The sequence below is a fragment of the Marinibacterium sp. SX1 genome (assembly GCF_050389775.1).
Classification (GTDB): domain Bacteria; phylum Pseudomonadota; class Alphaproteobacteria; order Rhodobacterales; family Rhodobacteraceae; genus Marinibacterium.
In genome coordinates, this window is record NZ_CP177145.1 from 231,677 (window position 1) to 258,224 (window position 26,548).

At 68.1% G+C, this 26,548-nt stretch carries 24 protein-coding genes; 13 read left to right on the top strand and 11 right to left on the bottom strand.

The window, feature by feature from the left end; translation table 11 throughout:
* Nucleotides 1-367: 367 nt before the first annotated feature.
* From ACK3BB_RS22420 to ACK3BB_RS22440, 5 genes are all read left to right on the top strand, one after another.
* On the top strand, nt 368-1,321 hold the full coding sequence (locus ACK3BB_RS22420) for an ABC transporter permease (RefSeq protein ID WP_428929048.1): 954 nt from the start codon (nt 368-370) through the stop codon (nt 1,319-1,321).
* A 10-nt stretch (nt 1,322-1,331) separates the two neighbouring features.
* Nucleotides 1,332-2,213: an ABC transporter permease gene (locus ACK3BB_RS22425; protein ID WP_428928870.1), complete on the top strand. Its 882-nt coding sequence runs from the start codon at nt 1,332-1,334 to the stop codon at nt 2,211-2,213.
* A 54-nt stretch (nt 2,214-2,267) separates the two neighbouring features.
* Nucleotides 2,268-3,896: a peptide ABC transporter substrate-binding protein gene (locus ACK3BB_RS22430; RefSeq protein WP_428928871.1), complete on the top strand. Its 1,629-nt coding sequence runs from the start codon at nt 2,268-2,270 to the stop codon at nt 3,894-3,896.
* A gap of 137 nt (nt 3,897-4,033) precedes the next feature.
* On the top strand, nt 4,034-5,866 hold the full coding sequence (locus ACK3BB_RS22435; RefSeq protein ID WP_428929049.1) for an ABC transporter ATP-binding protein: 1,833 nt from the start codon (nt 4,034-4,036) through the stop codon (nt 5,864-5,866).
* Between the two features lie 14 nt (nt 5,867-5,880).
* Nucleotides 5,881-7,074, top strand: coding sequence for an amidohydrolase (locus ACK3BB_RS22440; RefSeq protein ID WP_428928872.1), 1,194 nt, complete (start codon nt 5,881-5,883; stop codon nt 7,072-7,074).
* Nucleotides 7,075-7,144: 70 nt separating this feature from the next.
* Here ACK3BB_RS22440 and ACK3BB_RS22445 read toward each other — a convergent pair whose 3' ends face one another.
* From ACK3BB_RS22445 to ACK3BB_RS22460, 4 genes are all read right to left on the bottom strand, one after another.
* The gene (locus ACK3BB_RS22445; RefSeq protein ID WP_428928873.1) at nt 7,145-8,377 is read right to left on the bottom strand and encodes a multidrug effflux MFS transporter; all 1,233 of its coding nucleotides are present in this window, start codon (nt 8,375-8,377) and stop codon (nt 7,145-7,147) included.
* Nucleotides 8,378-8,527: 150 nt separating this feature from the next.
* The gene (locus ACK3BB_RS22450) at nt 8,528-9,343 is read right to left on the bottom strand and encodes an SDR family oxidoreductase (protein WP_428928874.1); all 816 of its coding nucleotides are present in this window, start codon (nt 9,341-9,343) and stop codon (nt 8,528-8,530) included.
* 188 nt (nt 9,344-9,531) lie between these two features.
* On the bottom strand, nt 9,532-10,203 hold the full coding sequence (locus ACK3BB_RS22455; protein ID WP_428928875.1) for a DUF1028 domain-containing protein: 672 nt from the start codon (nt 10,201-10,203) through the stop codon (nt 9,532-9,534).
* Complete coding sequence (locus ACK3BB_RS22460) at nt 10,200-11,135, bottom strand: N-carbamoyl-D-amino-acid hydrolase (protein ID WP_428928876.1); 936 nt, start codon at nt 11,133-11,135, stop codon at nt 10,200-10,202. The genes ACK3BB_RS22455 and ACK3BB_RS22460 overlap by 4 nt, the downstream gene beginning before the upstream one ends.
* 99 nt (nt 11,136-11,234) lie before the next feature.
* Here ACK3BB_RS22460 and ACK3BB_RS22465 point away from each other — a divergent pair, with 99 nt between their 5' ends.
* From ACK3BB_RS22465 to ACK3BB_RS22500, 8 genes are all read left to right on the top strand, one after another.
* Nucleotides 11,235-12,164: a LysR substrate-binding domain-containing protein gene (locus ACK3BB_RS22465; RefSeq protein ID WP_428928877.1), complete on the top strand. Its 930-nt coding sequence runs from the start codon at nt 11,235-11,237 to the stop codon at nt 12,162-12,164.
* Nucleotides 12,165-12,283: 119 nt separating this feature from the next.
* Nucleotides 12,284-13,354 (top strand): ABC transporter ATP-binding protein, encoded by a 1,071-nt coding sequence (locus tag ACK3BB_RS22470; RefSeq protein ID WP_428928878.1) that lies wholly within the window; start codon nt 12,284-12,286, stop codon nt 13,352-13,354.
* A 65-nt stretch (nt 13,355-13,419) separates the two neighbouring features.
* Nucleotides 13,420-14,553: an ABC transporter substrate-binding protein gene (locus ACK3BB_RS22475; RefSeq protein WP_428928879.1), complete on the top strand. Its 1,134-nt coding sequence runs from the start codon at nt 13,420-13,422 to the stop codon at nt 14,551-14,553.
* A 90-nt stretch (nt 14,554-14,643) separates the two neighbouring features.
* Nucleotides 14,644-15,486 (top strand): ABC transporter permease, encoded by an 843-nt coding sequence (locus ACK3BB_RS22480; RefSeq protein ID WP_428928880.1) that lies wholly within the window; start codon nt 14,644-14,646, stop codon nt 15,484-15,486.
* A complete protein-coding gene (locus ACK3BB_RS22485) occupies nt 15,486-16,259 on the top strand; it encodes an ABC transporter permease (protein ID WP_428928881.1) in 774 nt (257 codons plus the stop codon). The genes ACK3BB_RS22480 and ACK3BB_RS22485 overlap by 1 nt, the downstream gene beginning before the upstream one ends.
* Nucleotides 16,256-17,623, top strand: coding sequence for an amidohydrolase family protein (locus ACK3BB_RS22490; RefSeq protein ID WP_428928882.1), 1,368 nt, complete (start codon nt 16,256-16,258; stop codon nt 17,621-17,623). Before ACK3BB_RS22485 ends, ACK3BB_RS22490 begins: the two co-directional genes overlap by 4 nt.
* 15 nt (nt 17,624-17,638) lie before the next feature.
* A complete protein-coding gene (locus ACK3BB_RS22495; RefSeq protein WP_428928883.1) occupies nt 17,639-18,400 on the top strand; it encodes a DUF1028 domain-containing protein in 762 nt (253 codons plus the stop codon).
* A 4-nt stretch (nt 18,401-18,404) separates the two neighbouring features.
* Nucleotides 18,405-19,709, top strand: a complete 1,305-nt coding sequence (locus ACK3BB_RS22500) for an NAD(P)/FAD-dependent oxidoreductase (protein ID WP_428928884.1) — start codon at nt 18,405-18,407, stop codon at nt 19,707-19,709.
* Nucleotides 19,710-19,996: 287 nt separating this feature from the next.
* Here ACK3BB_RS22500 and ACK3BB_RS22505 read toward each other — a convergent pair whose 3' ends face one another.
* The 7 genes from ACK3BB_RS22505 to ACK3BB_RS22535 all read right to left on the bottom strand — a co-directional run bounded on the left by ACK3BB_RS22505 (nt 19,997) and on the right by ACK3BB_RS22535 (nt 26,546).
* Nucleotides 19,997-20,746: an SDR family oxidoreductase gene (locus tag ACK3BB_RS22505; protein ID WP_428928885.1), complete on the bottom strand. Its 750-nt coding sequence runs from the start codon at nt 20,744-20,746 to the stop codon at nt 19,997-19,999.
* Nucleotides 20,746-21,669 (bottom strand): dihydrodipicolinate synthase family protein, encoded by a 924-nt coding sequence (locus ACK3BB_RS22510; RefSeq protein ID WP_428928886.1) that lies wholly within the window; start codon nt 21,667-21,669, stop codon nt 20,746-20,748. Before ACK3BB_RS22510 ends, ACK3BB_RS22505 begins: the two co-directional genes overlap by 1 nt.
* A gap of 67 nt (nt 21,670-21,736) precedes the next feature.
* On the bottom strand, nt 21,737-22,678 hold the full coding sequence (locus tag ACK3BB_RS22515) for a LysR family transcriptional regulator (RefSeq protein WP_428928887.1): 942 nt from the start codon (nt 22,676-22,678) through the stop codon (nt 21,737-21,739).
* Nucleotides 22,675-23,331, bottom strand: a complete 657-nt coding sequence (locus ACK3BB_RS22520; protein ID WP_428928888.1) for an aspartate/glutamate racemase family protein — start codon at nt 23,329-23,331, stop codon at nt 22,675-22,677. Before ACK3BB_RS22520 ends, ACK3BB_RS22515 begins: the two co-directional genes overlap by 4 nt.
* Entirely contained in the window at nt 23,331-24,785 is a 1,455-nt protein-coding gene (hydA, locus tag ACK3BB_RS22525) for a dihydropyrimidinase (protein ID WP_428928889.1), read from the bottom strand. The genes ACK3BB_RS22520 and hydA overlap by 1 nt, the downstream gene beginning before the upstream one ends.
* A gap of 143 nt (nt 24,786-24,928) precedes the next feature.
* Entirely contained in the window at nt 24,929-25,855 is a 927-nt protein-coding gene (locus ACK3BB_RS22530) for a nitrilase-related carbon-nitrogen hydrolase (RefSeq protein ID WP_428928890.1), read from the bottom strand.
* Nucleotides 25,856-25,877: 22 nt separating this feature from the next.
* Nucleotides 25,878-26,546: an amino acid ABC transporter permease gene (locus ACK3BB_RS22535; protein ID WP_428928891.1), complete on the bottom strand. Its 669-nt coding sequence runs from the start codon at nt 26,544-26,546 to the stop codon at nt 25,878-25,880.
* Between the last annotated feature and the right edge of the window lie 2 nt (nt 26,547-26,548).

The window sequence follows — 26,548 nt, forward strand, 5'->3', positions numbered from 1 at the left end:
CGTCGTCGCGGGGGTCTGCATGGGGCCAACCATCGCCCAGCTATTCACATATGGGAATCGTCTTACCGCCGGGGCCATGCGATTTCCCTTCTGTCACAGTCATAATTGACCAAAGTTCGGGCTGAAATGGCGGATACTATCGCGTTTGCGGCAGTTTCTGCGGAAACGCCCCGGCCGAGTTGACAGAACGGGGCCTCACATAATTCAGAATATGGAACGCAACGACGCCAACAGGGGAACCCCATGGACCGGATCAGGCCATCTTTGCGCCGCCAGCAGCACGGGCAGGACCACCGCCCCGAACATCACCCCGCACACCGCCCGGACACCGCCGCGACACCGGGGAGGCCGGACCATGCGCTCTGACATCCTGGGCTATGCGCTGCGCCGGATCCTGCATTCCGTGCCGCTGGTCATCGGCGTGTCGATCATCGGTTTCTCGCTGATGCACCTGGCCCCGGGCGGGCCGCTGTCGGTCTATACGCTGAACCCGACGATCACCGCGGCCGACCTCGACCGCCTGCGCGCGGCGCTCGGCCTGGATCAGCCGCTTTACGTGCAATACCTGGCCTGGGCGCGGTCGATGCTGACCGGCACCTGGGGCTATACGATGTTCGGCGGCCGGCCGGTGCTGGATGTCATCCTCGAACGGGTGCCGGCCACGCTGATCCTGATGGGCACGTCCATGGCCCTGTCGGTGCTGATCGGCACGGCGCTTGGCCTGCTGGGCGCGGTCCGGCGCAATTCGCTGTTCGACCACCTGGCCACGACGGGCGCCATGCTGGCCCTATCCTTTCCGACCTTCTGGTTCGGCCTGATGGCGATCTATGTCTTCTCGCTGCAACTGGGCTGGCTGCCGTCGGGCGGGATGTATGATTTCGGCATGGAAGGCAACCTGGCCAACCTGCTGCGCCACCTGGTCCTGCCCGTCGGCGTGCTGACCATGGTGCTGGTCGCGCAATGGAGCCGCTATGCCCGGTCGAGCTTTCTGGAGGTCATCCAGCAGGATTACATCCGCACGGCCCGGTCCAAGGGGTTGTCGCCGCGCCGGGTCATGGGCCGGCATGCCTTTCCCAATGCCGTGATCCCGCTGATCGCCCTGCTGGGCGTGCAGCTGCCGGCGGTCTTTTCCGGGGCGCTGGTGGCCGAGACGATCTTCAGCTGGCCGGGCATGGGCCGGCTGTTCATCGATGCGCTCAGCATGAACGAATACTCGGTGTTGCTGGGCATGGTGGTCTTTACCGCCCTGCTGGTCATCCTGGCCAACCTGCTGGCCGACATTGCCATTGCGCTGATCGATCCGCGCACCAAGCTGCGCTGAGGGCCCGACCATGAGCGACTCAAGCCTGTCCCGCCCCGCCCGATCCTATTCCGCCATCCTGGCCGCGCGGTTCATGACCCACCGGCTGGCCGTTGTCGGCGGCATGGTCGTCGTCGCGCTGTGCCTCTCGGCGCTTTTCGCGCCGGCCATCGCGCCGCACGACCCGCTGCGGCTGGACACCAGCCTGCGGTTCATCGCGCCGTTCACCGATGCCACCTATCCGCTGGGCACCGACGAGCTGGGCCGCGACACGCTCAGCCGGCTGCTTTACGGCGGGCAGGTGTCGCTGACCGTGGGCATCGTGTCGATGATCACCACCATGCTGACCGGCACGGTCATCGGGCTGGCCGCCGGTTTCTACGGCGGGATCATCGACAACCTGCTGATGCGGCTGGTCGACACCCTGCTGTGTTTCCCCCAGGTCTTTCTGCTGCTGGTCGTCGCGGCCTTCGTGCCGCCGACGATCCTGTCGATCTCGCTGATCATCGGCCTGACCTCGTGGATGGAGGTCGCCCGCATCGTCCGCGCCCAGGTCGCCTCGATCAAGGACATGGATTACATCCAGGCCGCCCGCGGCTTTGGCGCCTCGGGCCGGCGCATCATGTTCGTCGAGCTCATGCCCAACATCATGGCCCCGGTGCTGGTGGCGGCCACGCTCAAGGTCTCCACCGCCGTCCTGATGGAAAGCTACATCAGCTTCCTCGGCTACGGGGTCCAGCCGCCGATGGCCAGCTGGGGCAACATGCTGACCAATGCCCAGGGCTTCTTTGACACCGTGCCCGCCCTGGCGATCCTGCCCGGCGTGCTGATCACGATCACGGTCATGAGCTTCAATTTCCTCGGTGACGGCCTGCGCGATGCCTTCGACGCACGGCTCAAGCTCGACCCCTGAAAGGGGCCGGACCAACGGCAACCAAGAACAACCAAGACAACAGGGAAGACACAGATGACACGCACATCCAACCTGACCCGGCGCGGTCTGATCAAGGGGGCCGCGGCCTCGGGCCTGGTGCTGCCGGCCACGGGGCTCTTTGCCCCGGCACTGGCGCAGCGCAGCACCGACCGGGTGATCCTGGGCGCGACCCAGGAACCGGCCCAGTTCAACCCGTTGCTCTATTCCAACGGCGGCACCGAAACGATCCCCGAGGCGCTGATGTTCGACGCGCTGTGGGACGTGACCGAAAAGGGCGATTTCGTGCCCAACCTGGCCGCCCGCCTGCCCACCCGCGAAAACGGTGACGTGTCGCCCGATGGCCGGGTCTGGCGGGTGCATCTCAAGCGCGACGTGACCTGGTCGGACGGCCAGCCCTTCACCGCGCGCGACGTGGAATTCACCTACCGCACGATCGTCGATCCGGCGGTGGCCGCGCGGATGCGCTCGGGGTTCGACCTGATCGAGAGCTTCGAGGTCATCGACGACCACACCGTCGAGATGCGCCTGTCGACCAATTACGTGCCCTTCTACTGGGCCTGGCAGGCCATGCACATCGTGCCGCGCCACCTGCTGGAAGGCGAGACCGACATCAACACGTCGGGGTTCAACGCCCAGCCGGTCGGCACCGGGCCCTATACCCTGCAAAGCCGGATGGCCGGCAGCCACATGATCTATGCGGCCAACGAAACCTATCACCGGGGCCGGCCGGCCATCGGCCAGTTCATCCATGCCTTCATCCCCGACCAGCTGGTGGCCTATGGCCAGGCGCGGACCGGCGAGATCGACATGTTCACGCTGTCCGGCGTGCCGGCCGACCGCTGGGACGAGGCCAAGGCCCTGCCGGGCCGGGTCTTCATGGAAACGCCCATGCCCTGGGTGCAGTTCATCTATTTCAACTGCGAAAAGCCCCAGTTCTCGGACCCGCGCGTGCGCAAGGCGCTCTACGTGGCGCTGGAAATGCAGAAATCCATCGACGACATCACCTTTGGCACCAACCTGCGCACGATGTCCTATCTGTCGCCGCTGCACTGGGCCTACAATGGCGACCTGCCCGAGGAAACCGCCGACCCGGCCCGGGCCGAACGGATGCTGGACGACGCCGGCTGGACCCGCGGGCCCGACGGCATCCGGGCCAAGGACGGCGTGCAGCTGAAATTCACCATGTCGACCACGGCCGGCGTGCCTTCGCGCCAGGCCACACAGGCGATGTTCCAGCAGAACTGGAAGGACATCGGCGTCGAGATGGAGATCCGCAACATGCCCGGATCGGTGGTCTGGGGCGATTACACGACCAAGTCGGAATTCGACACGCTGCTGGTGGCCTGGGAACCGACGATGGGCATGGATCCCGATTACTCGGCCCGCTGCCACACCGATGCCATCGGCTCGGGCGCCAATTACACGCTGTATTCCAACCCCGAGGTCGACCGGCTGCTCGACCTGGGCGCGTCGCAGGAAGACATGGAAGAGCGCCGCGACACCTATGGCCAGGTCCAGGCGATCCTGCTGGACGAGGTGCCCTTTGCCCCGCAGATGGCCCTGAACCAGGGCGGGCTGCGCAAGGAGGCCCTGCAGGGCATCAAGCCCAACCAATATGTGACCGACGCGGCCTGGAACGTGCACGAATGGTCATGGGGCTGAACCGGGGGCCGCAGGGCGGGGCGGGCAGGGCGCCCGCCGCCCGGGCCGAAACCGGCCTGCCCGGCGGCCTGCCCGCCCATCAGCCCCGGCCGGGCCAGACCGCCCCGGCCGGGGCACCCGACCTGAAAGGAACGACCATGGTGGACCCGCTGCTTTCCGTCGACGATCTGACGGTGGCCTTTCGCACGGACCGGGGCTGGCGCGAGGTGGTGCGCAACGTGTCCTTCGACGTCAACCGCCGCGAGACCCTGGCTCTGGTCGGGGAATCCGGATCGGGCAAGAGCGTCACCGCCCTGTCCGTCATGGGGCTGAACCCGCCCGACAGCTGCCGGGTCAGCGGGCGCATCCGGCTGGACGGGCGCGACCTGCTGGCGCTGGACGAAGCCCGGATGCAGGATCTGCGCGGCAACGAGGCGGCGATGATCTTCCAGGAGCCGATGACCTCGCTCAACCCGGTGCACCGGGTCGGCACGCAGGTGGCCGAGGTGCTGGTCACCCACCGGGCGATGACCGCCGCCGAGGCCCGGGCCGAGACCATCCGCCTGTTCGATCGGGTGCGGATCCCCTCGGCCGCCGCCCGCTACGACGATTACCCCCACCAGTTCTCCGGGGGCATGCGCCAGCGGGTGATGATCGCCATGGCCCTGGCCTGCCGGCCGCGCCTGCTGATCGCCGACGAACCGACAACCGCGCTGGACGTGACCATCCAGGCCCAGATCCTGCAGCTGATCCGCGACTTGCAGCAGGAAGAGGACATGTCCGTGCTCTTCATCACCCATGACATGGGCGTGGTGGCCGAGATCGCCGACCGGACGGTGGTGATGTATCACGGCGATGTCGTCGAACGGAATGCCACCGATACCCTGTTCCGCGCGCCCGAACGGCCCTATTCCCGGGCGCTGCTGTCGGCCGTGCCGGTGCTGGGCTCGATGCGCGGCGAGACCCTGCCGCTGCGGTTTCCCCATGTCGACCGCGACACCGGCCTGTCCACCCCGCCCGCGCCGTCGCAACCGACCGTCCGGGCCGAGGCGCCGCCGGTGCTGCAGGTCGAAGGCCTGACCACCCGGTTCGAGATCCGCGGCGGGCTGATGGGCCGGGTGCGGGGCAAGGTGCATGCGGTCGAAAACGTGTCCTTCGACCTGCATGCCGGCGAGACCCTGGCGCTGGTCGGGGAATCCGGCTGTGGCAAGTCGACCACCGGCCGGTCGATCCTGCGCCTGACCGAACCGACCGACGGATCGGTCCGGTTCAACGGCCGCCAGGTACTGAACCTGCCCGAAGCCGAGTTGCGCGCGCAGCGGCGGCAGATGCAGATGATCTTTCAGGACCCCTTTGCCAGCCTCAACCCGCGCATGACCATCGGCGCGGCCATCGCCCAGCCCATGGCCATTGCCGGCACGGCCACCAGCCGCGAAAGCACCGACAGGGTGGCCGCCCTGCTGGGGCAGGTCGGGCTGGACCCGTCCATGGCCAGCCGCTTTCCCCATGAATTCTCGGGCGGGCAACGCCAGCGGATCTGCATCGCCCGAGCCCTGGCCGCCGATCCGCAGCTGGTCATCGCCGACGAGGCCGTCTCGGCGCTGGATGTCTCGGTCAAGGCCCAGGTGGTCAACCTGATGCTCGACCTGCAGGAACAGCTGGGCCTGGCCTACCTGTTCATCAGCCACGACATGGCCGTGGTCGAACGCATCAGCCACCGCGTGGCCGTGATGTACCTGGGCGAAATCGTCGAGATCGGCCCGCGCGAGGCAATCTTTGGCCGGCCCGCCCATCCCTATACCCGCCGGCTGCTCGATGCCGTGCCGGTGCCCGATCCGGCCCGCCGCCATGCCCCCCGGCAGGTACCCGCCGGCGAGATCCGCAGCCCGATCCGCGCCCCCGACTACCAGCCGCCGAAACGGATCTATCGTGAACTTTCCAAGGGCCACCTGGTCATGCAGGACGACCTGCAGGCCGGGCCCGCCTCCTGAACCGGACCTGCCCGATGCACAATGCCTGCCCCTTCCCGCTGCCCACCGCCGCGGACATCGCCGAGCTGACCGCCTTTCGCCACCAGCTGCACCGCACGCCCGAGCTGTCGGGCGAAGAGCGCGAGACCGCCCGCCAGGTCGTGGCGGCCCTGCAGCCGACCGGGCCCGACGAGATCCTGACCGGGCTGGGCGGGCATGGCGTCGCGGCGGTCTACGACAGCGGCCTGCCCGGGCCGGTGATCCTGCTGCGCTCCGAGCTCGACGCCCTGCCCATCGAAGAGCTGGGCCAGGTGCCCCATCGGTCGACCGTGCCGGGCAAGGCGCATCTGTGCGGCCATGACGGCCATTCGACGATCCTTGTCGGCCTCGGCCGCCTGCTGGGCCGGATGCGCCCGCCGCGCGGCCGGGTCGTGCTGATGTTCCAGCCGGCCGAGGAAGATGGCGCGGGGGCGGCGGCCGTGGTGGCCGACCCGGCCTATGCCCGCATCCGCCCCGACTGGGCCTTTTCGCTGCACAACGCCCCCGATGTGCCCATGGGCCAGGGCAAGCTGGGCCCCGGCCCGGCCAATTGCGCCTCGCGCGGGATGTGGATCACCCTGACGGGCAGCACGGCCCATGCCTCGCGCCCGCAGGACGGGCTGTCGCCGCTGAACGCCATGGCCGAGATCATGCCCGGCCTCGAAGCCCTGACCAGCGACCTGCCCCTCGGCCCGGGCTATGCGCTGGTCACCGTGACCCATGCCACCCTGGGCCGGCCCAATTACGGCGTGGCCCCGGGCGAGTCGCGCATCCTCGTCACCCTGCGCACGGTCCATGACGACGAGATGGACGCGCTGAAGGCCCGGGCCGAGGCCCTGGCCCAGTCGATCGCCGCGCGCCACGGGCTGGCCTGTGCCTGCGGTTATGACGATGTCTTCCTGGCCAGCGTCAACGACCCCGACGCCACGCGGGTGCTGGCCACCGGTTTGACCCGGGCCGGGGTGCAGCAGGTGGTGCAGGACGCTCCCAACGTCGGGTCCGAGGATTTCGGCCGGTTCGGGCTGGCCGGAGCCAGGTCGGCCATGGTGTTCCTGGGCGCAGGGCCCGATTGCGCCGCGGTCCACACGCCGCATTACGATTTCCGCGACGACCTGATCCCCGTCGGCATCCGGCTTTTCGCCGAGACCATCGCGGCCTGCCTGGAAGAAGACGCCGCGCAACCGGCCTGAGGCGGGGTGTGCCCGGCACCGGTCGCCGGGCACATGATTTGTTCACATAATCATGATTACACGCGCGCCATCAGCCCTTCACCCCGCCCCCTCGCAACAGAAGGCTGGCCGCAAAGGTGACCAGGCCAGCCACCAGCAACAGGCCCCCCAGCGGACGGGGCGTGCCATCGGCCAGCGCCCCGGCCAGGGCCGAGCCCAAGATGCCGCCGCCATACTGGATCGCTCCGCACAGGGCCGCAATCGCCCCGGCATTGCGCCCGGCCCCGTCCATCGCCCCCGACAGCGCGCTAGGCATGATCAGCCCGCCCATCGCCACGAAACCCATCAGCGGCAGGTAGATCCCCCAAAGGCCCCCGATCCCGGTAAAGGCCGTCACGGCGAAGACCAGGCCAAGGACCAGCGCCGCACTGGCCCCGATGCGCAACAGCTGCGTGGTGCCGGTGCGCGCCACGAGACGCCCGTTGACCAGGTTCATGCCGAAAACGCCGACGATCCCGCTGGCGAACACCAGCCCGTAACCCTGCGGTGACACACCGAAATAGTCGATGAACACGGCCGGCGACCCGGCGATATAGGCAAACATCCCGATGTAGAACAGGCCAACCACCAGCGCGTGGCCCATCACGTGGCGGTTGCCCAGCAGGCTGCCATAGTCGCGAAAGGCCGCACCCAGCCCCCGGTCGCTGCGATCGGCGCGCGGCAGGGTCTCGCCCAGCGACAGCAGGCCCAGGAGCGCCAGCAGGCCGATGGCGCCCAGCACGACGAACACCGCCCGCCAGCCCAGCAGCCCGGCCACCTGCGCGCCGATGCTGGGGGCCACAAGCGGCGCGATGGTCATCACGGCCACCAGCAGCGACATCATCTGGGCCCCGCGTGCCCCGGGATAGAGATCGCGCACCATGGCCCGCGACAGCACGACACTGGCCGAGGCCCCGACCGCCTGCACCACCCGCCAGGCGATCATCTGCTGCACACCCCCCGCCAGCGCACAGCCGGCGGTGCCGGCCAGGAACAGGCCCAGCCCCAGCGCGACCGGCCAGCGGCGGCCATAGCGGTCTCCGATCGGGCCCCAGACCAGCTGGCCCAGCGACAGGCCGATGAGAAAGGCCGTCACGGTGAATTCCATCGCCCCGTGGGCAACGCCGAAACTCTCGGCGATGCGCGGCATCGCGGGCAGGTAGATGTCGGTCGACAGCCCGGCAAAGGCCATCAGCGTGGCCAGAACTACCATCGCATGCCAGACGGCCGGCGCCGGTCGGGCCGGGGCCATGGTGGTCCTGGGCTGTTCACATGTTGCGCTCATGTCCGGGCTCCTTGGATCGGCTGGGTTGGGTGGTTGGGGCCGGATGCCCCGCCAGTTTCCACACCGGCGATGCCCCCCGGGCGACAGGCGGGTCGGCCGGGGACCGGGCAGCCTGCCCAGAGGCGCAGGCGACGGCGGACGGACCGGGGCTCAATCCGTGTCACCAAAATAGAAATTGGCCGTCGCGCCGCCGTCGATCAGAATGTCGCTGCCGGTGATATAGCCGCCTTCGGGCCCCATGATCAGCGCCGCCAGAGCGGCAACCTCGTCGGGCGTGCCCGCCCGGCCGGCCGGGTTCCGGGCCAGCATGTCGCGATAGAACGCCGCCCGCTCGCCGTTCAGCTCGTCATGGGCCAAGGGCGTCACGATGATGCCCGGGCTGATCGCATTGACCCGCGCCCCGCGCCGCCCCCATTTCGGAGCCTCGCCCCGCACGCGCAGCGAATTGCAGCGTTTCGAGATCTGGTAGGCGTGCAGCGTGTCCTCGACCCCGGCCACGACGGGCAGGGCCAGCAGGTCTTCGGCCGGCGTGACGGCCAGCTGCCTGACCTCTTCCGCCGTCAGCGCGGGCAGGCGATAGCCCGATTGCGAGGAGATGACGATCGCGTTGCCGCCTTCGGCAATGACCTGGCCGAACTCTTCGAGCAGCATCGCCGTGCCGTAGAGATCGACCTTGAGAATGGTTGCGACCGGCGCCTGCGAGGGCGACACGCCGGCGGCCTGGACGAGGCTGCGGATCGGGCCCAGGCCCTGGGCCAGGGCGATCAGCGCCCGGACCGACGCACGGTCGGACACGTCGACAACGGTGGCCGTCGTGCGAAACCCGGCCATCTCCAGAACGCCTGCGGCGGCCTCGGCGCTCTCGCGCTTGAGGTCGGCCAGCACCACATGTGCGCCCGAGCTGACACGCCGGGCAATGGCCTGGCCGATCGATCCTGCGCCGACAACAACGGTGACATCCGTCATGATCCTGATCCTTTCGTGGGTGTGTTGCCACGGGATCTAACGGCTTTCGCCGCCGGGATTAGACGGATCAGGCCACAAGGCTTTATACGCCTGATGCATGAAAGGCCCGGGTTCGCCGGGCCTTTCATGTCGGATGATCATGTTGCGCGGGGCATCCCACCCCATCGCGTCCGGCCCGGCCAGGTGCCTCAGCCGGAATGTTCGACGCTGCTCGACGACGGCGCCGCATCGGGATCGAGGGCGCGCAGGCGATAGGCGGGGGCCTTGGGCAGCCAGTCGGCCAGCAGCTCGCCCATCGCGGCCAGCGGATCGGACGAGGCATCGATGCGCAGGTCGACATCGCGCAGCCCCTCGGCGCCCAGCACGACCAGCGCCGCCGATTGCAGCGGATCGCGCTCGCTGCCCGCGGCCTCACCCGCCTTCAGCCCGGCCAGCAGGCGTTCGGCCAGCGATCCGCTGCCCGTCTCGAAGCCCTCGATCATCGCCGGCAGCACATCGGCGCTGCCCAGGAAATTGCCCAGGGCCAGGCTGTGGCCGCCCAGCATGCCGCCGCAATGCGGCAGGCAGCTTTCGCCGGTCAGGTGCCACCCCGGCCCGGTCATCGCCAACACGCCCAGCTGGCGCCAGTGCGGCGCCACGGCCGCGCCGTGCATCGCCTGCAACGTGGCCTGCGCATCGCCGGTCTCGGCCCAGGCCGCCAACCCGACCGCATGCAACCGCGGATCGGTGCGGGCCTGGGAAAACACCACGCAGCCATCGGCCACGGCCCCCACCCGGGCGCCGACACAGACCGACGAGGTGGTCACGGCATAGCCGATCTGGCCGGTATCGGGGCAGCGCCCGGCGATGGAAAAGGTCATTCCTCCACCTCGACGCCGGTCTGCGACGTGATCGGCCCGTAATGCTCGATCCGCCGGTGACGCGCGAAATCGAAGACCGAGCGCCGGATATAGGCGCCCAGGTCCAGGTCGCAGGAATAGGTGATCACCTCGTCGTCTTCCGACGCCGCGCGGGCCACGACCTCGCCGGTGGGCGACACGATGGCCGAGCCGCCGATCATCGCAAAGCCGTCCTCGGATCCGCATTTCGCCGCCGCCATGACCCAGGCGCCGTTCTGGTAGGCCGCCGATTCCAGGCTGAGCCGGTGGTGGAATTCGCGCAGGTGGGCCGGTTCGGGATGGTGGATGTTGCGGGTCGGCGTGTTGTAGCCCAGCATGAACACCTCGGCCCCGCGCAGCGCCATGACCCGAAAGGTCTCGGGCCAGCGCCGGTCGTTGCAGATGCACATGCCGAAACGGCCGTCCTGGGTGGCATAGGTCGGGAAACCCAGGTCACCGACCTCGAAATACCGTTTCTCCAGGTGTTCGAACTCGATATCGCCGATGGGATCCTTGGTGCCCGGCAGGTGGATCTTGCGGTACTTGCCCAGGATCCCGCCATCGGGCCCGACCAGAACCGAGGTATTGAACCGCCGCACCTGGCCGCCTTCGGTGATCTTCTCGGCATAGCCCAGGTAGAACCCCACGCCCAGCCGGGCCGCCTCGTCAAAGAGCGGCTTCATCGCCGGCGAGGGCAGGCCCTCTTCGTAGAACTGGTCGTATTCCTCGGGCGTGTCGTAGATGTAGCGCGGGAAGAAGGTGGTCAGCGCCAGCTCGGGAAAGGTCACCCAGCGTGCGCCACGGCCATGGGCCTCGCGCAGCATCTCGATCAGCCGGCCGACGGTCTGGGCCCGGGTGTCGGCCAGGTGCACCGGCCCCATCTGGGCCACGGCGAAAACCACGTTGCGGCTCATCTCACTCTCCTGTTCTGGGTCTGCCCCTTGTTGCTAGACAGCGCCCCTATCAGTGTGAAATTATTTTTGTCGCAGATGGAATAAACTGAGGTTATCGACATGATCAACGCCCGCCAGCTGGAAGTGCTGTCCACGGTGATCGAAGTGGGCACCACGGCCCGGGCGGCGGAATTGCTGTCGGTCAGCCAGCCGGCGGTCAGCAACATGATTCGCCACACCGAGGATCTGGTCGGTTTCCCGCTGTTCAAACGCGAACATGGCCGGCTGGTGCCCACCCGCGAGGCGCTGCATATCGCGCAGGAGGCCCAGCACCTGTTCATGCAACAGAAACGCGTGGCCAACATCATCGACGAGCTGCGCGGAGGCACAATCGGCCGGCTCAACATCGTGGCCACACCGTCGATCGGCCATGGCATCCTGCCCCGTGTCCTGGCCGATTTCGTGCGCACCCGCCCAAAACTTCAGCTGTCGATCGAACTGGGCAACATCGAGGTCATCACCCGCCTGCTGCTCAGCGGGCGGGCCGACCTGGGCCTGTCGATCACCGGTCCGCGGCGCTCGGCCCTGTCCGTCCGGCCGCTGGGACAGGGCCGGATGATGTGCGTCTGCCCCGAAGGCCACGAACTGGCCCTGTCGCAGCGCATCCGCATCACCGACCTGAACCACGTCCGCCACATCTCTTATGCTGGCAGCACGCCGCTGGGACAGGCGGTGGATGCGGTCTTTTCGGCCCAGGGGCTGGAACGACGCTATTTCTGCGAGGTCCGTCACACGGCCACCGCCCTGGAACTGGTGCGCAGCGGTCTGGGGGTGGCGCTGGTCGACAGCTTCGCCCTGCTCGGGCTGGGCCACGAGGGCACGGCGATACGTCCGACCGAGCCGGAATTGCCGCTGGAAATGCATGCGATCACGTCGAACCTGTTCCCCACATCGAACCTGGCCATCCAGTTCCAGGAATTCGTGGCGGGCTACCTGGCCAAAGACCCGACCGGGGCCGATCCGGCCGCTGCCACGGGCCGGACTGTATAACCGCGCATTATTTCACGGCGTGAAATTTTTATTTCATTGTGTTGACCCCCCGTGTTCCGATGACCCGGTAATCGGCCGCAACCCACCTGTGGCCGGGCCGCCAGCCGACCGGGGATTTCATGACCACACCCATCCTGTCCGTCCAGAACGCCGTGAAACGCTATGGCGATGTGCATGCGCTCGACCATGTCAGCCAGGACATTGCCGACGGCGAGTTCCTGACCCTCCTGGGCCCGTCCGGCTCGGGCAAGACAACGCTGCTCAGCGCGATTGCCGGGTTCATCACGCTGGACGAGGGGCGCATTGCCCTGCGCGACCGCGACATCACCCGCCAGCCGCCCGAACATCGCGATTTCGGCATGGTCTTTCAGGGCTATGCCCTGTTCCCGACGATGACCGTGCGCGACAACGTGGCCTTTCCGCTCAAGGTGCGCAAACGGCCGGCCGCCGAGATCCGGGCACGGGTCGAGGAATGCCTCGACCTGGTGCAGATGGGCAAGTACGCCGACCGCATGCCCTCGCAATTGTCGGGCGGCCAGCAGCAGCGCGTGGCGCTTGCCCGGGCCCTGTCGTTCAACCCCCAGGTGCTGTTGCTCGACGAGCCGCTCTCGGCGCTCGACAAGAAACTGCGGGCCGATCTGCAATGGGAGCTGAAGGCGCTGCATGACCGGCTGGGCGTGACGTTCATCTATGTCACCCACGACCAGGAAGAGGCGCTGTCGATGTCCGACCGGATCGTCATCCTGAAGGACGGCAGGATCCAGCAGGACGGCAAGCCGGGCGAGCTGTACAACCGGCCGGCCAATGCCTTTGTCGCCGATTTCCTGGGCAAGTCGAACTTCATCGACGTGACCGTCACGAGCACCGAAGGCGACCTGCTGCATTGCGAGGCCAAGGGCACCAGCTTTCCGGCCATCGCCACCGAGAACGGCCCGCGCAGCGGCCAGGCCCGGGTGGCCCTGCGGCCCGAACGGCTGCGGCTGGCCGCCCCGGGCGAGGAATTCCTACCCGCCCGTGTCCGCCAGGTGAGCTACCTGGGCGAACGCTGCCAGGTGATCGTGACCCATGACACGCTGGGCGACCTGCTGGTCTCTTGCCCGACGTGGAAAAGCGGGCTGACCCCGGCGCCCGACCTGCCGGTGTCGATCGGCTGGGACCGCGACGCCTGCGTGCTGCTCAGCCCCGAATAACCCCGGACACAGACCCAGACGACCACCAAAGCCGAACAACAAGGCACCCCGACAAGGAGAAGACCATGACCGATACCACCGATTTCGAGGCCAAGCGCGACATCGCCCTGATCGCGGCCGAACGTTACAAGCAGGGCCGGCTGACCCGCCGGGGCTTCATCGCCGCGATGGGCGCCCTGGGCGTGCTGCCCGCGCTGAATTCGCGCGCGCTGGCCCAGGCCAAGGAAATCGTCGTCGTCAACTGGGGCGGCACGGCGGCCGACGTGCTGCAGGAAGTGATGTGCGACACCTATGCCGAAGCCACGGGCATCCCGGTTGTCGTCGACGGCTCGGGCCCCTCGGCGGGCAAGATCCGGGCCATGGTCGAAAGCGGCGCGGTGGTCTGGGACCTGTGCGACAGCGGCGCGGGTTCGGCCATCATCCTGGAACAGCAGGGCATGACCCAGCCGATCGACTATTCGATCGTCGACAAGTCCAAGGTGCTGGACGGCACGGCCTACAACAACGGCGTGGGCAATTACGTCTATTCCTACGTCCTGGCGACCAACCCCAAGATGCTGGGCGGCAACGTGCCGCAAAACTGGGCCGACGTGTGGAACGTCAAGGATTTCCCGGGCATGCGGACCTTCCGCAAGTCGGTGCGCGGCCAGCTGGAAAGCGCGACCATGGCCCAGGGCGTCGCCCCTCAGGATGTCTATGAGGTGCTGGGCACCCAGGATGGCATCGACGCGGCCATCGCCAAGTTCCGCGAGCTGCGCGACAACATCATCGTCTGGGGCTCGGGCAGCGACAGCCAGAACCTGTTCCTGCAGGAAGAAGTGGCCATCGGCAACATCTGGTCGACCCGTGCCCACCTGCTGAAGGACCAGATGGACGAGGGCGCCTTCCAGGTCTCGTTCAACGGCGGCGTCATCGCCCCGGGCATCTGGGTCGTGCCCAAGGACAACCCGGCCGGCACCGAGGAAGTGATGAAGTTCATCGCCCATGCCCAGGATCCGGCGCTGCAGGTCAAGTGGCTGGAAATGATCGGCTCGGGTCCGATCAACCCCGAGGCCGCTGCCCTGGTGCCCGCCGAGCTGGCCGCCTGGAACCCGTCGAGCCCCGAGAACCTGGCCACCCAGATCCTCTACAACGACGAATGGTACGCGAAGAACCAGATCGCCGCCGAAGAGGCCTATGTCGACGCGCTGATCAACTGATCCCCGACCACGCCCGGGTCCGGGGGCCGGCCAATGCGCCGGCGCCCGGGCCCGCCCCTTCTCCGACGACACGACGACCCCGGAGGTGCCATGCCTCGTCTTGGTGAAAAGGCCCGATACTGGATGCTGGTTCTGCCGGCGCTGGCGATCATGGTCATCTTCTACATCGTGCCCGTGCTGGGCATCTGGCAGATCTCGGTGACCGAGCCGGCCAGCGGTTTCGGCAATTTCGCCAAGGCCGCCGGATCGAGCGCCGTGCAGACCAGTTTCATCCTGACCTTCCGCATCGCCGCGGTCACGACAATCGGCTGCGTGCTGCTGGGTTACGTCGTGGCCTATGCGATCAGCAATTACGCCGGCCGGCTGACGCCCCTGATGCTGGCCCTGGTCATCCTGCCCTTCTGGGTTTCGGTGCTGATCCGCTCGTTCAGCTGGATCGTGCTGCTGGGCCGGTCCGGCCTGGTCAACGACAGCCTGCGCGGCGCCGGCCTGATCGACAGCCCGCTGCGCCTGATGCACAACGAATTCGGCGTCCTGGTGGCCATGATCCACGTCATGCTGCCCTTCGCCATCCTGCCCATGCTGACCAACATGCGCGGCATCCCCGATGCCTTTGTCAAGGCCGCCCGCGGGCTGGGCGCAAGCGAATGGACGGCCTTCCGCCAGGTCTATTTCCCCCAGACCGTGCCCGGCGTGATGTCCGGCGCGCTGCTGGTCTTCGTCCTGTCGCTGGGCTTCTACGTCACCCCGGCCCTGCTGGGCGGTGGTCGCGTGCTGATGATCTCGGAATACATCACCTACCAGATCCAGGAATTTCTGAACTGGGGCCTGGGCGCCGCGCTGTCGGTCATGCTGCTGATCGCCACCGCCCTGGTGCTGCTCGTGGCCTCGCGCTTCGTCAACCTGCGCAACGCGCTACTGGAGCGTAAATGATGCCCGTCTCGCCCTTCCGCATCTTCTTCCAGACCGGTGCCTGGATGGTCACGGCCTTCCTCGTCCTGCCCCTGCTGGTCGTCATCCCGGTGTCGCTGACCGATACGTCCTATATCGGCCTGCCCAAGGAGCACCTGTCGCTTCAGCACTACGCCAATTACTTTGCCTCGCCCGACTGGCTGGCCGCCACCTGGTCGAGCATCTGGATCGGCACCGTCGTGGCCAGCTGTGCCACCGTGCTGGGCACCAGCTTTGCCATCGGCTGCTGGTTCCTGTCCGACCGGGCGTCCTCGATCGCGCGCTGGGTGCTGATCACCCCGATCCTGGTGCCCCCCGTCGTGCAATCGCTGGGCTTCTACCGGTTCTGGGTCAAGCTGGGCCTGATCGACACGTCCTTCGGCGTGATCCTGGCCCATACCCTGCTGGCGCTGCCCTATGTCTCGATCTCGGTTTTCGCGGCGCTGGCCAACCTGGATCGCAACATCCCCCGCGCGGCCCGGTCGCTGGGCGCCTCGATCCGCCAGACGGTGATCGCCGTTGTCGTGCCGGCGGCCAAGCCGGGCATGCTGACCGGCTTTGTCTTTGCCTTCATCGTCAGCTTTGACGAGATCGTCGGCGTGCTGTTCATCACCGTGCGCCGGGTGACCACCCTGCCCAAGAAGATCTGGGAAGGCATCCAGGACAACATCGATCCGACCATTGCCTCGGTCGCGACGCTGCTGGTCATCCTGACCCTGATCGTGACGGCCATCGGAGCGCTGCGCCGCCCATGACACGCCTGCTTCTGAAGAACGCCCGCATCGTCAGCCACGACAGCGGAGCGCCCGAGATCCGCGCCGCCCACGTGGCCATCGAGGACGACCGCATCGTCGCCCTGCCCGAAGCCCTGGCCGGCACCGATTTCGCCGATTTCGAGCCCGTCGACATGACCGGCCGGCTGGTCTCGCCCGGCCTGATCAATTCGCATACCCATGCCGTCCTGCTGGCCCTGCGCGGCACGATCGAGGATATCGAAGGCAACCTGGTCTACCAGTACATGGTGCCGGCCTCCTACCTGCTGGAGCCCGCCGAGCGGGCGGCCATTGCAAGACTCGCCTGCGCCGAGGCGATCCGCTCGGGCACGACAACCATGGTCGACCCGCTGCGCCACGTGGCCGATTACGCGCCGGCGATGATCGAAACCGGCATGCGCCTGTGGCTGGCCGAAAGCTGCGCCGACGCGGTGACAACCGAGGTGGCGGGCGGCGGATACCGGTTCGACCGGGCTTTCGGCGAGACCTTCCTTGACCGCACCCGCGCCCTGATCGACCGCTTCCACGGGGCCGAAAACGACCGGGTCCGCGTGATGATCGCGGCCCATGCGCCCGACAATTGCTCGCCCTGGATGCTGGGTCAGCTGATCGACATGGCCCGCCGCCACGGGCTGCGCCGGACGGTGCACCTGAGCCAGATCATCAGCGAGAAGGAACAGGTGGAACAGCTGCATGGCTGCACCTCGACCGAATATCTCGACCGCAACGACTTCCTGGGCGACGACCTGCTGGCCGTGCACTGGACCTTCTGCACCGAAGGCGACGTGGCCCGGCTGGCCGAAACCGGCACCTGGCTGGCCCATTGCCCGGCGTCCATGTCGGCCAAGGGCCCGCATCCGCTGCCGATGAAGGCGATCCTGGATCACGGGGTCAAGATCACGCTGGGCACCGACAACATGACCGAGGACATGTTCCACGCCATGAAGATGGCCATGACCCTGCATCGCGGGGCCTATGGCCGGTCGGTCACGCCGGCGCCCCAGACGGTGTTCGACTATGTCACGGTCAATGCCGCCCGGGCGCTGGATCATCCCGGCATCGGCCGCATCGCGCCCGGCATGAAGGCCGACCTCGCCGTGTTCAACCTGATGGCCCCGGCGATGACGCCCCGGGTCTCGGCCCTGTCGAACCTGGTGCATTACGGCCATCCCGGGCTGGTCACCGACACGATGGTCGACGGCCGGTTCCTGATGCGCGACGGGCATTTGACCACAATGGACGAAGCCGAGGTGCTGGCCGCCGGCCAGGCCGCCACCGAAAGCCTCTGGCGCAAGTTCGCTGCCGAGGACCGGGGCGTGCCGCTGCCGGCCACCGACCCGGCCTGACGAGGAGGAGACCCCATGACCTATTCCATCATCGGCCGCTGCCCGCGCACCGGCGCCTTCGGCGGGGCGATCTCGACCTCGGACCTGGCCGTGGGCAGCCGCTGCCTGCGCCTGTCCCATGGCAAGGGCGCCTTCCTGTCCCAGCACCGCACCGACAGCCGGCTGGGCGACCTGGGCATTTCGCTGCTGGCCGCTGGCCAGGGCGCCGAGGACACGGTGTCGCGCGTCTCGGCCTCGTCGGATGACATCGAATGGCGCCAGCTGGGCGCGCTGGATGCCCGCGGGCGGGCGGCGGTCTATCACGGCCGGCGGATGTATTCGATCTATACCCATTCCATCGACACCGATTGCCTGGCGCTCGGCAACATCCTGGACAATGACGGCGTGACCGATGCCATGGCCGCGGCCTTTGTCGCGGCGGCCGAGGCCCCGCTGGGCGAACGCCTGATGCAGGCGCTGGAAGCCGGGCGCGATGCCGGGGGCGAGGTGCTGGACCCGATGAAATCGGCGGCCATCCGGGTGACCGGCGAACATGGCATCGACGCCATGGACCTGCGCGTCGACATCTCGGACGGCCGGGCCATCGAGGACCTGCGCGCGCTCTACACCGCCTATGGCGACCGGTCGGGCGTGCTGCGCCAGGTGGCGCTGGAACCTGACGGGCTGCCGGTCATGCGCGGGCTCTTCGAAAAGAGCATCGACCGCATCGCCGAGCTGGGCCTGGAAGCGCGCTTTCCCACGGCGCAGCAGCGGGCCAACTGGACATTGAGGGACTGACGGCATGAAGGGCCAGTCGATCTTCTGGGACCGGGACCTGCCCGAGCCGGCCCTTCACGGCGCGGCCCCCCTGCCCGACCGGGTCGACGTGGCGGTGGTCGGCGGCGGGTTCACCGGCCTGTCGGCGGCGCTGCACCTGGCCCGGGGCGGGCGCAGCGTGGCGGTGCTGGAGGCCGGGCGCATCGGGGCCGGGGCCTCGTCGCGCAATGGCGGCATGGTCGGCCCCAGCTTTCACAAGCTTGGCTCGGCCGGGCTGCTGGCCCGCTACGGCGAGACCAAGACCCTGGCGTTGATGCGCGAGGGGCTGCACGCGCTGGATCATTTCGAGGCGCTGATCCGCGACGAGGGGATCCAGTGCGACCTGCAGATGCGCGGCCGGTTCCGCGGCGCACGCACCCTGGCCGACCGCGAGTCCATGGCCCGTGAATGTGACTGGCTGCACCGCAACCTCGGGCTGGAAAGCCGGATGGTCGATGCCGCCGACCAGCGCGACGAGATCGGCAGCGACACCTATCGCGGCGGGGTGGTCTACCTGCGCGACGGCGGGGTCCATCCGCGCAAGCTGGTGCTGGAACTGGCCCGGCTGGCCGATGCGGCCGGGGCCGTGGTCGTGCCCGGCTGCCCGGTCACCGCCCTGCGCCACGACGGCCCCGACGTGACGCTGGCCACTCCACGCGGCTCCCTGCGCGCGGGCGAGGTCGTGCTGGCGACCAACGGCTATGCCGACCGGCGCAGCGCGGCCATGGCCCGGCGGGTCGTGCCCATCGAGACCTTTGTCGTGGCCACCGAGGAATTGTCGCCCGAGCGCATGGCCGAGCTGACCCCCCGGGGGCGGATGTTCGGCGAGACCGGGCGGGTGTTCATGTGGTATCGCCCCACGCCGGACGGCCGGCGGTTCATCTTCGGCGGGCGCCTGGCCCGGGCCGGGGCCGGGCCGGAGGCCTGCAAGGCGGCCTTTGCGCCTTCGGTCGCCCGGGTGTTTCCCCAGCTGGACGGCGTGCGGTTCGATCATGCCTGGTCGGGGCAGATTGCCTACACACCCGATCATTCGCCGCACCTGGGCATGGTCGACGGGGTCTGGCTGGCCGGGGGCTATTGCGGGTCGGGCGTGACGCGCAGCGTCTATCTGGGGATGAAACTGGCCCGGCGGATCCTGGGCCAGCCCGGGGCGGAAACGGCGCTCGACGACCTGCCCTTCGACAAGGTGCCCTTCAGCCCGTTCTCGCGCCAGGGCGCGGCGCTGCTGACCCGCTGGTACGCCTGGCAGGACGCCCGCGACCTGCGCCGGGCCGCCGCCGCCGAGGGTTGAGGGCCCCTGCCCAGCGGTGACTTCGCGCGACGCGAGGTCACCCGTGCGGGTGAATTTTCCCTGTCAGCCGTTTCCTGGCCTGCAGTGGTTTCGCGCGACGCGAGGCCGCCTGTCCGGGTACATTTCCCAGCCCTGCGTTCCTCGGGTCGGAGGACGCTTCCGCGCCCCACCATCCGCTTAGGATGACACCCCTGACACGCGCCGGACGACACCTGCGCCACCCGCCCGGGCGACGCAGGCAGTGTCACATCCCCGCGGCCGGGTGGGCCGACCGCGGGGACGGGGCCTTACAGCCCGCGGATCATCCCGCCATCGACACGCATCATCGCGCCGGTGACATAGCCCGCCTGCTGCGAGCACAGGAACGTCACCATGGCCCCGAATTCCTCGGGCCGGCCATAGCGCCCGGCGGGGATGGTCTTGCGGCTGGCGTCCTGCACCTGTTCCAACGACGCCCCGGTCTTGTCGGCCTTGATCCCGTCCAGCTGGGCCAGGCGGTCGGTCGCGATGCGCCCGGGCAGGACCATGTTGACCGTGATGCCATGGGGCGCGACCTCTTCGGCCAGGGTCTTTGACCAGCCGGCCACGGCCCCGCGCACGGTGTTCGACAGCGCCAGGTTGGGGATCGGCTGGACAATGCCCGACGAACCGATCGTCACGATCCGGCCCCAGCCCCCGGCGATCATGCCCGGCAGGGCCGCATCGGCAATGGCAAAGATCGGCGCGGCCATCGTGTCGAAGGCCGCGGCCCAGGCCGCCGTGGTCTGGCCCCGGGCCGGGCCGGCCGCCGGCCCGCCGCAATTGGCCACCAGGATGTCGACCGGGTTGTCGCCCAGCCAGGCGATCAGGGCGTCCACGCTGGCCGCGTCGGATAGGTCCAGCGCCATGGCCTGCATGCCCTCGGCCGGGGCCGTGCCACTGCGCGAGGCGGCGATGACCTGCGCGCCCTCGGCCGCCAGCAGCGTGGCGCTGGCCGCGCCCAATCCCCGGCTGGCGCCCAGCACCAGCGCCTTTTTGCCCGTCAGTCCCAGATCCATCAGTTCAGCTCCTTCAGTCGTTTGTCCTGCCGGGCGAGCAGCCGCTCGACTTCGGCCATGGCCTCGGGCGCCAGCCCGGCCCCCGGCGCGCGCCGCGCCGCCGAGGCGATCGCCCCGCGCCGGGCCAGCACGTATTTCCGCACCGCCAGCCCCGCTCCGGGCTGCTGTTCGTAGCGCACCATGGGCAGGTAGGCATCAAAGATGTCCTGCGCCCGGTCCATCTCGCCGGCCGCGGCCAGCCGCACCACGTCGGCCAGCATCTCGGGATAGCCGAACCCGGTCATCGCCCCGTCGGCGCCCCGGGCGATTTCCTCGGGCAGGAAGATGCCGCCGTTGCCGCACAGGATCGAGATCCGGCGCTGGCCGGCGGCTTCGGCCTGGCGGATGCGCGAGATCTTGGCCAGGCCCGGCCAGTCCTCGTGTTTCAGCATGACCACCTGGGGCACGTCGTCGATGATCCGGCCCAGCACGTCATCCGAGATATGCACGCCCGTCGACAGCGGGAAATCCTGCAGCACGATGGGCACGTCCTCGCCCAGCGTCCGCGCGACCTGGGCGAAATAGCCGTGGATCTGGGGATCGGTCTTGAGGCTGCCCGGCGTCGTGACCATGCAGCCGGCCGCGCCCATGTCCATCACCGCCCGGCCCAGCTCGCCGATGGCCGCCAGCCCGGGGGCCGAGACACCGACAACCACCGGCTTGCCCCCCGCCCGGCGGATCACCCGCTCGGCCACGGCCCGGCTTTCGGCCTGGGTCAGCTTGGGCGCCTCGCCCATCATGCCCAGGATGGTCAGCCCGTCGGCGCCCTTGTCGAAATAGAAATCGACCACCCGGTCGAGACTGTCGAAATCGATCTCGCCGCTGTCGGTGAACGGGGTGACGGAAATCACGTAGACGCCACGGGCCTCCGCGGTCAGTGTCATGGGTCTTGCTCCTCGGATTGTTGCTTGAGGGAGTGTTTCGAGGCTTGGTCGGGCGCGACGGCGGCCGTCACGCGGTCTGGGGTTCGGCGATCAGCAGATCGCTGTCGGCAAAGGCCGCGCGCAGGTCGGCCATGAAACTGTGCAGCAGCCCCGAATGGGGCACGCCCCGGCGGGTGTACATCACGGCCTTGACCTCGCAGGCCGGCAGGAAGGGCTTGCAGACGAGCGCATCGGTGGCCTGGGTGCTGGCCGAATAGGGATCGACAACGGTCACGCCCAGGTGCTGGGCGGCCAGGGCCGTGGCCGTGGCGCAATAGCGGACCTCGATCCGCGGGGCATAGGTCGCGCCGACCTGTTCATAGGCCATGCGCACCAGCTGGCCCATGTTCGACGCCATTTCCAGCCCGACCAGCGGCTGGTCCTGCAGGTCCAGCGCGGTGAGGTTGGGCCGCGCGGCCAGGGCGCCGCCCCGGGGCACCAGGGCCACCATGTGGGCGCGTTGCAGGACATCGGTGTTGATCGTCGGGTCGCGGTCATGGTCCAGGGCCAGGCCGATATCGGCCTGCCCGCTCTGCACCGCGTCCTTGACCTGTTCCAGCCGGCGCACGTCAAAGGCCACCGACACGTCGGGCCGGTTGTCGAGGAACCGGCGCAGGGCGACGGGAGCCACCGAATAACCCAGCGGGGGCGTCGCGATGACCTTGAGCCGGCCGGCCATGCCCAGCTTCATGTCGCGGGCGCGCTGGGAAAACCCGCGCATCAGGCTGAAGACCGGACGGATCTCTTCGTAGAGCGACTGAGCCTCGGCCGTGGGCTGCAGCCGCCGGCCGGTCCGTTCGAACAGGGTGAGGCCGAGCTGCGTTTCCAGCTGGCGCAGCCCGGCCGACACGGCGGGCTGCGAGATGCGCAGCTGTTCGGCCGCCTCGACCGTCGTCGCGCAGCGCATCATCGCGGCGAAGATCTCGAGCAGCCGCAGGGAAACATCGGGCAGCCCGGCCTCGGAGGTCATCCGACCGCCCCGACCAGCCCCAGCGCCATGGCCGCCGCGGCCTGCACCGGGTCGATCACGGCGATGCCGATGTCGTCCTGCAACCGCGCGCGGATCGGGGCCATGCCGGCGCAGCCCAGCACGACCGCCCCCGCGCCCATCTCGCGCAGCTGGCGGCCAAGATCGACACAGAGGTCATAGACCTGCGGATCGCGGCCCGAGGCCTCGGCCGACACGCCGGGCAGGGCCAGCTCGCCGGCCAGCCGGCTTTCGACGCCCATCGAGCGGATCTTGATCCGGTGGCGGGCGACCGACATGGGCGACAGGGCGATGATGCCGTACAGATCGGCCACGGCCATGGCCGTCAGGATGCCGGCTTCCTGGATGCCGATGACCGGCGCGGGCACCAGCCGGCGCGACATCTCGACCCCGGGGTCCGAGAAACAGGCCGAGACATAGGCCGCCGCATCGGGCCGCGCCCGCAGCGCATCGGCAAAGCCCAGCCCGGCCACCGCCACGTCTTCGCTGGACATGATGGTTTCCGGGCTGTCGGGCAGGTCCGACACGTCGAAGGCCGGGCCCGAAGGCGGGGCAAGATGGGCGATGGCCTCGCGGATGCCCTGGGTCACGGCGGCCGAGGAATTGGGATTGATGATGACGATCCGGTCAGACATCAGCGCAGCTCCGATCCGAAATTCTGTTGCGGGTCCAGTTCCTTGGCCGTGAAGCCCGGCTTGCCGCGCAGGTCGACGGGCTGGCGGGCGACAAACCGGCCCTGGCCTTCCTGCGCCATCAGCGTACCGTTCTCGACGATCACCGCGCCGCGATTCATGACGATCTCGGGCTTGCCGGTCAGCTCCATCCCCTCGAAGGGCGTGTAATCCATGTTGTCATGCTGGTCGGCCGCCGTCACGGTCACCTGCGCCTCGGGGTCCCAGATGGCGATGTCGGCATCCATGCCCGGTGCGATCCGGCCCTTGGTGTCACAGCCGAAGGTCTTCGCCGCGTTGGTCGAGGACAGCGCCACGAATTGTTCCAGCGTGATCCTGCCCTTGGCCACCCCTTCGGAAAAGAGATAGGGCAGCCGCGCGGCGATGCCGGGCATGCCGTTCGAGATCTTGGGATAGGGCGCGTCGAACCCGTTGAGGAACTTGCCCGTTTCGTCAAAGCGATACGGCGCGTGGTCCGAGCTGACGCTTTCAAAGGTGCCCTGGGCGATATGGTGCCACAGCACGTCCTGGGTGGCATGGTCGCGTAGGGGCGGCGAACAGATGTATTTCGCCCCTTCCATGCCCGGCCGGTCCAGGTCGTCGCGGGTCAGGGCCAGGTATTGCGGGCAGGTTTCGGCAAAGAGCTTGGCCCCGTTGAACTTCTCGCGCCGCACGATCTCGGCGCCGCCGGCGGTCGAGACATGGACGATGAAGAGCGGCGCATCGACCAGCTTGGCCAGCTGGATCGCCCGGTTGATCGCCTCTTCCTCGGCCAGTTCGGGCCGCGAGATGGCGTGGTATTTCGGCGCTGTCAGCCCCTTGGCGGCCAGGCGCTTGTTCATCCATTTGACCATGTCGTTGTTCTCGGCATGAACCATGGTGATCGCCCCGTGCTCGCGGGCGACGGACAGGATGTCCAGCATGCCGCCATCGCCCAGGTTCATCAGGTCGTAGGTCATGAAGACCTTGAAACTGGTGATGCCGCGGGCAAAGGCCCGGGGCAGCTGGTCTTCCAGCACTTCCGGAGCCGGGTCGGAGATGATCAGGTGATAGGAATAGTCGATGACCGACCGCGCGGCGCGGGCATCATAGGTCGCGATGACTTCGTCGACCGACTGGCCGCGGTGCTGGGCGGCGAAGGGAATGAAGGACGAATTGCCCCCGAAGGCCGCCGAGATCGAGCCCGACAGGTAGTCGTCGGCGCTCATCACACCAGAGGAACTTTCCTGGGCGATATGGGCATGGGCCTCGATGCCGCCGGGCATCACGATGCGCCCGCCCGCGTCGATGCGCCGGTCACCGCCCGGCAGGGTTTCGGCCAGGGCCGCGATGCGCCCGTCCTTGATGCCGATGTCGCCCCTGGTCACGTAATCGGCCGTGGCGATGGTGCCGCCGTGGATCACCGTGTCGAATTGCATCCTGTCCTGCTCCTTCCGCCCCGCCCGGGCGGGGTCTGTGGGTTCGGGTGGCGCGGCCCCGGGTCCGGGCCGCGTCCCGATGATATGGGCCCGGGGCCGGATTGCCCCGATGTGCCCCGGATCGCTGCTGCGGTCGCCGCGCCCTATTCGGGCAGTTTCACACCGGTCTGGCTGGAAATCAGCCCGTAATGTTCGATCCGCCGGTGGGCGGCGAAATCGAAGATCGTCGACTTGCCGAAATCGCACTTGGCAAAATCGGCCTCGTGGGTGATGAGCTCGTCGCCCTCGCCTTCGGCCCGGGCCACGACAAACCCGTCGGGATCGACGATGATCGATCCGGCAAACATGTGGTTGCCGTCTTCCAGCCCGCACTTGGCCACGGCCACGGCATAGGTGGCATTCTGGTAGGCCCCGGCGCAGACCGACAATTCGTGGTGATAGACCCGGCGTTCGATGCCTTCCTCGGCCGACAGGTTGTTCTGCGACGGCGTGTTGTAGCCGATGGCCACCAGCTGCACGCCTTGCAGGCCCAGCACTCGCCAGCTTTCCGGCCAGCGCCGGTCGTTGCAGATCGACATGCCCATGATCGCGCCCTGGTTGCGCACCACGTTGAACCCGGTGTCGCCGGGCAGGAAATAGCGCTTTTCCAGGTGCTGGTGGGTGCGCTCGGCCTCGTATTCGGCATGGCCCGGCAGGTGGGTCTTGCGGTATTTCAGCACGATCTCGCCCTCGGGCGAGACAATGACCGACGTGTTGTAATGCAGCCCCTCGGGCGTCAGCTCGCAATAGCCGAAGGTAAAGCCCATGCCATAGTCGCGGGCCCGGTCGAACAGCGGCTGGACATCGTCGTTGGGCATGGCCGTTTCGAACCAATGGTCGAACTCGGCCCGGTCCTCGACATAGAACCGCGGGAAGAAGGTGGTCAGCGTCATTTCCGGGTAGGCCAGGAACTGGACGCCCTTCTCATGGGCCGCGTCCATCAGGGCCAGCATCCGGGCGACGACCTCGGCGCGGGTCTCGTCCTTCTGGATGCCGCCGATCTGCGCGCCTCCGATGATGAGTTTGGTCATGAGAGAGTCCTTTCAGGGGTATTCAATGAACGGCCAGCCCGCGCTGGTAGCGCGAGATCAGGCGGACGAGCGGCCACAGGATGGCGATGTAGATCAGCGCGGCCAGGATCAGCGGCGAGGAATTGTATGTGACCGAGCGGGCCATGTTGGCCGAGTAGAGCAGCTCGGACAGCGAGACGACCGAGGCCAGCGAGGTCAGCTTGACGACCTCGACCGTGTTGGACAGCAGGTCGGGCAGCACGTTGCGCACGGCCTGGGGCAGGATCACGTGGACCATGCATTGCCCCTGGCTCAGGCCCGTGGCGCGCGCGGCCTCGGCCTGGCCCTTTGGGATCGACTGGATCCCGGCGCGGAAGACCTCGGCGTAATAGGCCGAGTTGTTGAGGAAGAAGGCCACGACAACGGCAACAAAGGGCGTCAGTTCGAGCCCGGCGAAGGGCAGGCCGGAATAGACGAAGACCAGCAGGACCAGCGGCGGCAGGGCGCGAAAGAGGTCGATGAAACCGATGGCCGGCCATTTCAGCGCGCGGGCCGGCGACAGGGCGCAGAGCGCCAGCATCAGGCCGCCGACCAGGCCCAGCCCGATGACCACGGCGCAGAGCTTGAGCGTGACGACCAGGCCTTTCAGCAGCAGCGGCCAGGCCTTCATCATGATGTCGATGTTGAAGAAGAGATCGATGAAATTGGCCATGA

What these genes read in the sequence shown, in the direction of transcription:
- ACK3BB_RS22425 (WP_428928870.1), top strand. Translation starts at nt 1,332, where the DNA reads ATGAGCGACTCAAGCCTGTCCCGCCCCGCCCGATCCTATTCCGCCATC.
- ACK3BB_RS22430 (WP_428928871.1), top strand. Translation starts at nt 2,268, where the DNA reads ATGACACGCACATCCAACCTGACCCGGCGCGGTCTGATCAAGGGGGCC.
- ACK3BB_RS22435 (WP_428929049.1), top strand. Translation starts at nt 4,034, where the DNA reads ATGGTGGACCCGCTGCTTTCCGTCGACGATCTGACGGTGGCCTTTCGC.
- ACK3BB_RS22440 (WP_428928872.1), top strand. Translation starts at nt 5,881, where the DNA reads ATGCACAATGCCTGCCCCTTCCCGCTGCCCACCGCCGCGGACATCGCC.
- ACK3BB_RS22445 (WP_428928873.1), bottom strand. Translation starts at nt 8,377, where the DNA reads ATGAGCGCAACATGTGAACAGCCCAGGACCACCATGGCCCCGGCCCGA.
- ACK3BB_RS22450 (WP_428928874.1), bottom strand. Translation starts at nt 9,343, where the DNA reads ATGACGGATGTCACCGTTGTTGTCGGCGCAGGATCGATCGGCCAGGCC.
- ACK3BB_RS22455 (WP_428928875.1), bottom strand. Translation starts at nt 10,203, where the DNA reads ATGACCTTTTCCATCGCCGGGCGCTGCCCCGATACCGGCCAGATCGGC.
- ACK3BB_RS22460 (WP_428928876.1), bottom strand. Translation starts at nt 11,135, where the DNA reads ATGAGCCGCAACGTGGTTTTCGCCGTGGCCCAGATGGGGCCGGTGCAC.
- ACK3BB_RS22465 (WP_428928877.1), top strand. Translation starts at nt 11,235, where the DNA reads ATGATCAACGCCCGCCAGCTGGAAGTGCTGTCCACGGTGATCGAAGTG.
- ACK3BB_RS22470 (WP_428928878.1), top strand. Translation starts at nt 12,284, where the DNA reads ATGACCACACCCATCCTGTCCGTCCAGAACGCCGTGAAACGCTATGGC.
- ACK3BB_RS22475 (WP_428928879.1), top strand. Translation starts at nt 13,420, where the DNA reads ATGACCGATACCACCGATTTCGAGGCCAAGCGCGACATCGCCCTGATC.
- ACK3BB_RS22480 (WP_428928880.1), top strand. Translation starts at nt 14,644, where the DNA reads ATGCCTCGTCTTGGTGAAAAGGCCCGATACTGGATGCTGGTTCTGCCG.
- ACK3BB_RS22485 (WP_428928881.1), top strand. Translation starts at nt 15,486, where the DNA reads ATGCCCGTCTCGCCCTTCCGCATCTTCTTCCAGACCGGTGCCTGGATG.
- ACK3BB_RS22490 (WP_428928882.1), top strand. Translation starts at nt 16,256, where the DNA reads ATGACACGCCTGCTTCTGAAGAACGCCCGCATCGTCAGCCACGACAGC.
- ACK3BB_RS22495 (WP_428928883.1), top strand. Translation starts at nt 17,639, where the DNA reads ATGACCTATTCCATCATCGGCCGCTGCCCGCGCACCGGCGCCTTCGGC.
- ACK3BB_RS22500 (WP_428928884.1), top strand. Translation starts at nt 18,405, where the DNA reads ATGAAGGGCCAGTCGATCTTCTGGGACCGGGACCTGCCCGAGCCGGCC.
- ACK3BB_RS22505 (WP_428928885.1), bottom strand. Translation starts at nt 20,746, where the DNA reads ATGGATCTGGGACTGACGGGCAAAAAGGCGCTGGTGCTGGGCGCCAGC.
- ACK3BB_RS22510 (WP_428928886.1), bottom strand. Translation starts at nt 21,669, where the DNA reads ATGACACTGACCGCGGAGGCCCGTGGCGTCTACGTGATTTCCGTCACC.
- ACK3BB_RS22515 (WP_428928887.1), bottom strand. Translation starts at nt 22,678, where the DNA reads ATGACCTCCGAGGCCGGGCTGCCCGATGTTTCCCTGCGGCTGCTCGAG.
- ACK3BB_RS22520 (WP_428928888.1), bottom strand. Translation starts at nt 23,331, where the DNA reads ATGTCTGACCGGATCGTCATCATCAATCCCAATTCCTCGGCCGCCGTG.
- hydA (WP_428928889.1), bottom strand. Translation starts at nt 24,785, where the DNA reads ATGCAATTCGACACGGTGATCCACGGCGGCACCATCGCCACGGCCGAT.
- ACK3BB_RS22530 (WP_428928890.1), bottom strand. Translation starts at nt 25,855, where the DNA reads ATGACCAAACTCATCATCGGAGGCGCGCAGATCGGCGGCATCCAGAAG.
- ACK3BB_RS22535 (WP_428928891.1), bottom strand. Translation starts at nt 26,546, where the DNA reads ATGGCCAATTTCATCGATCTCTTCTTCAACATCGACATCATGATGAAG.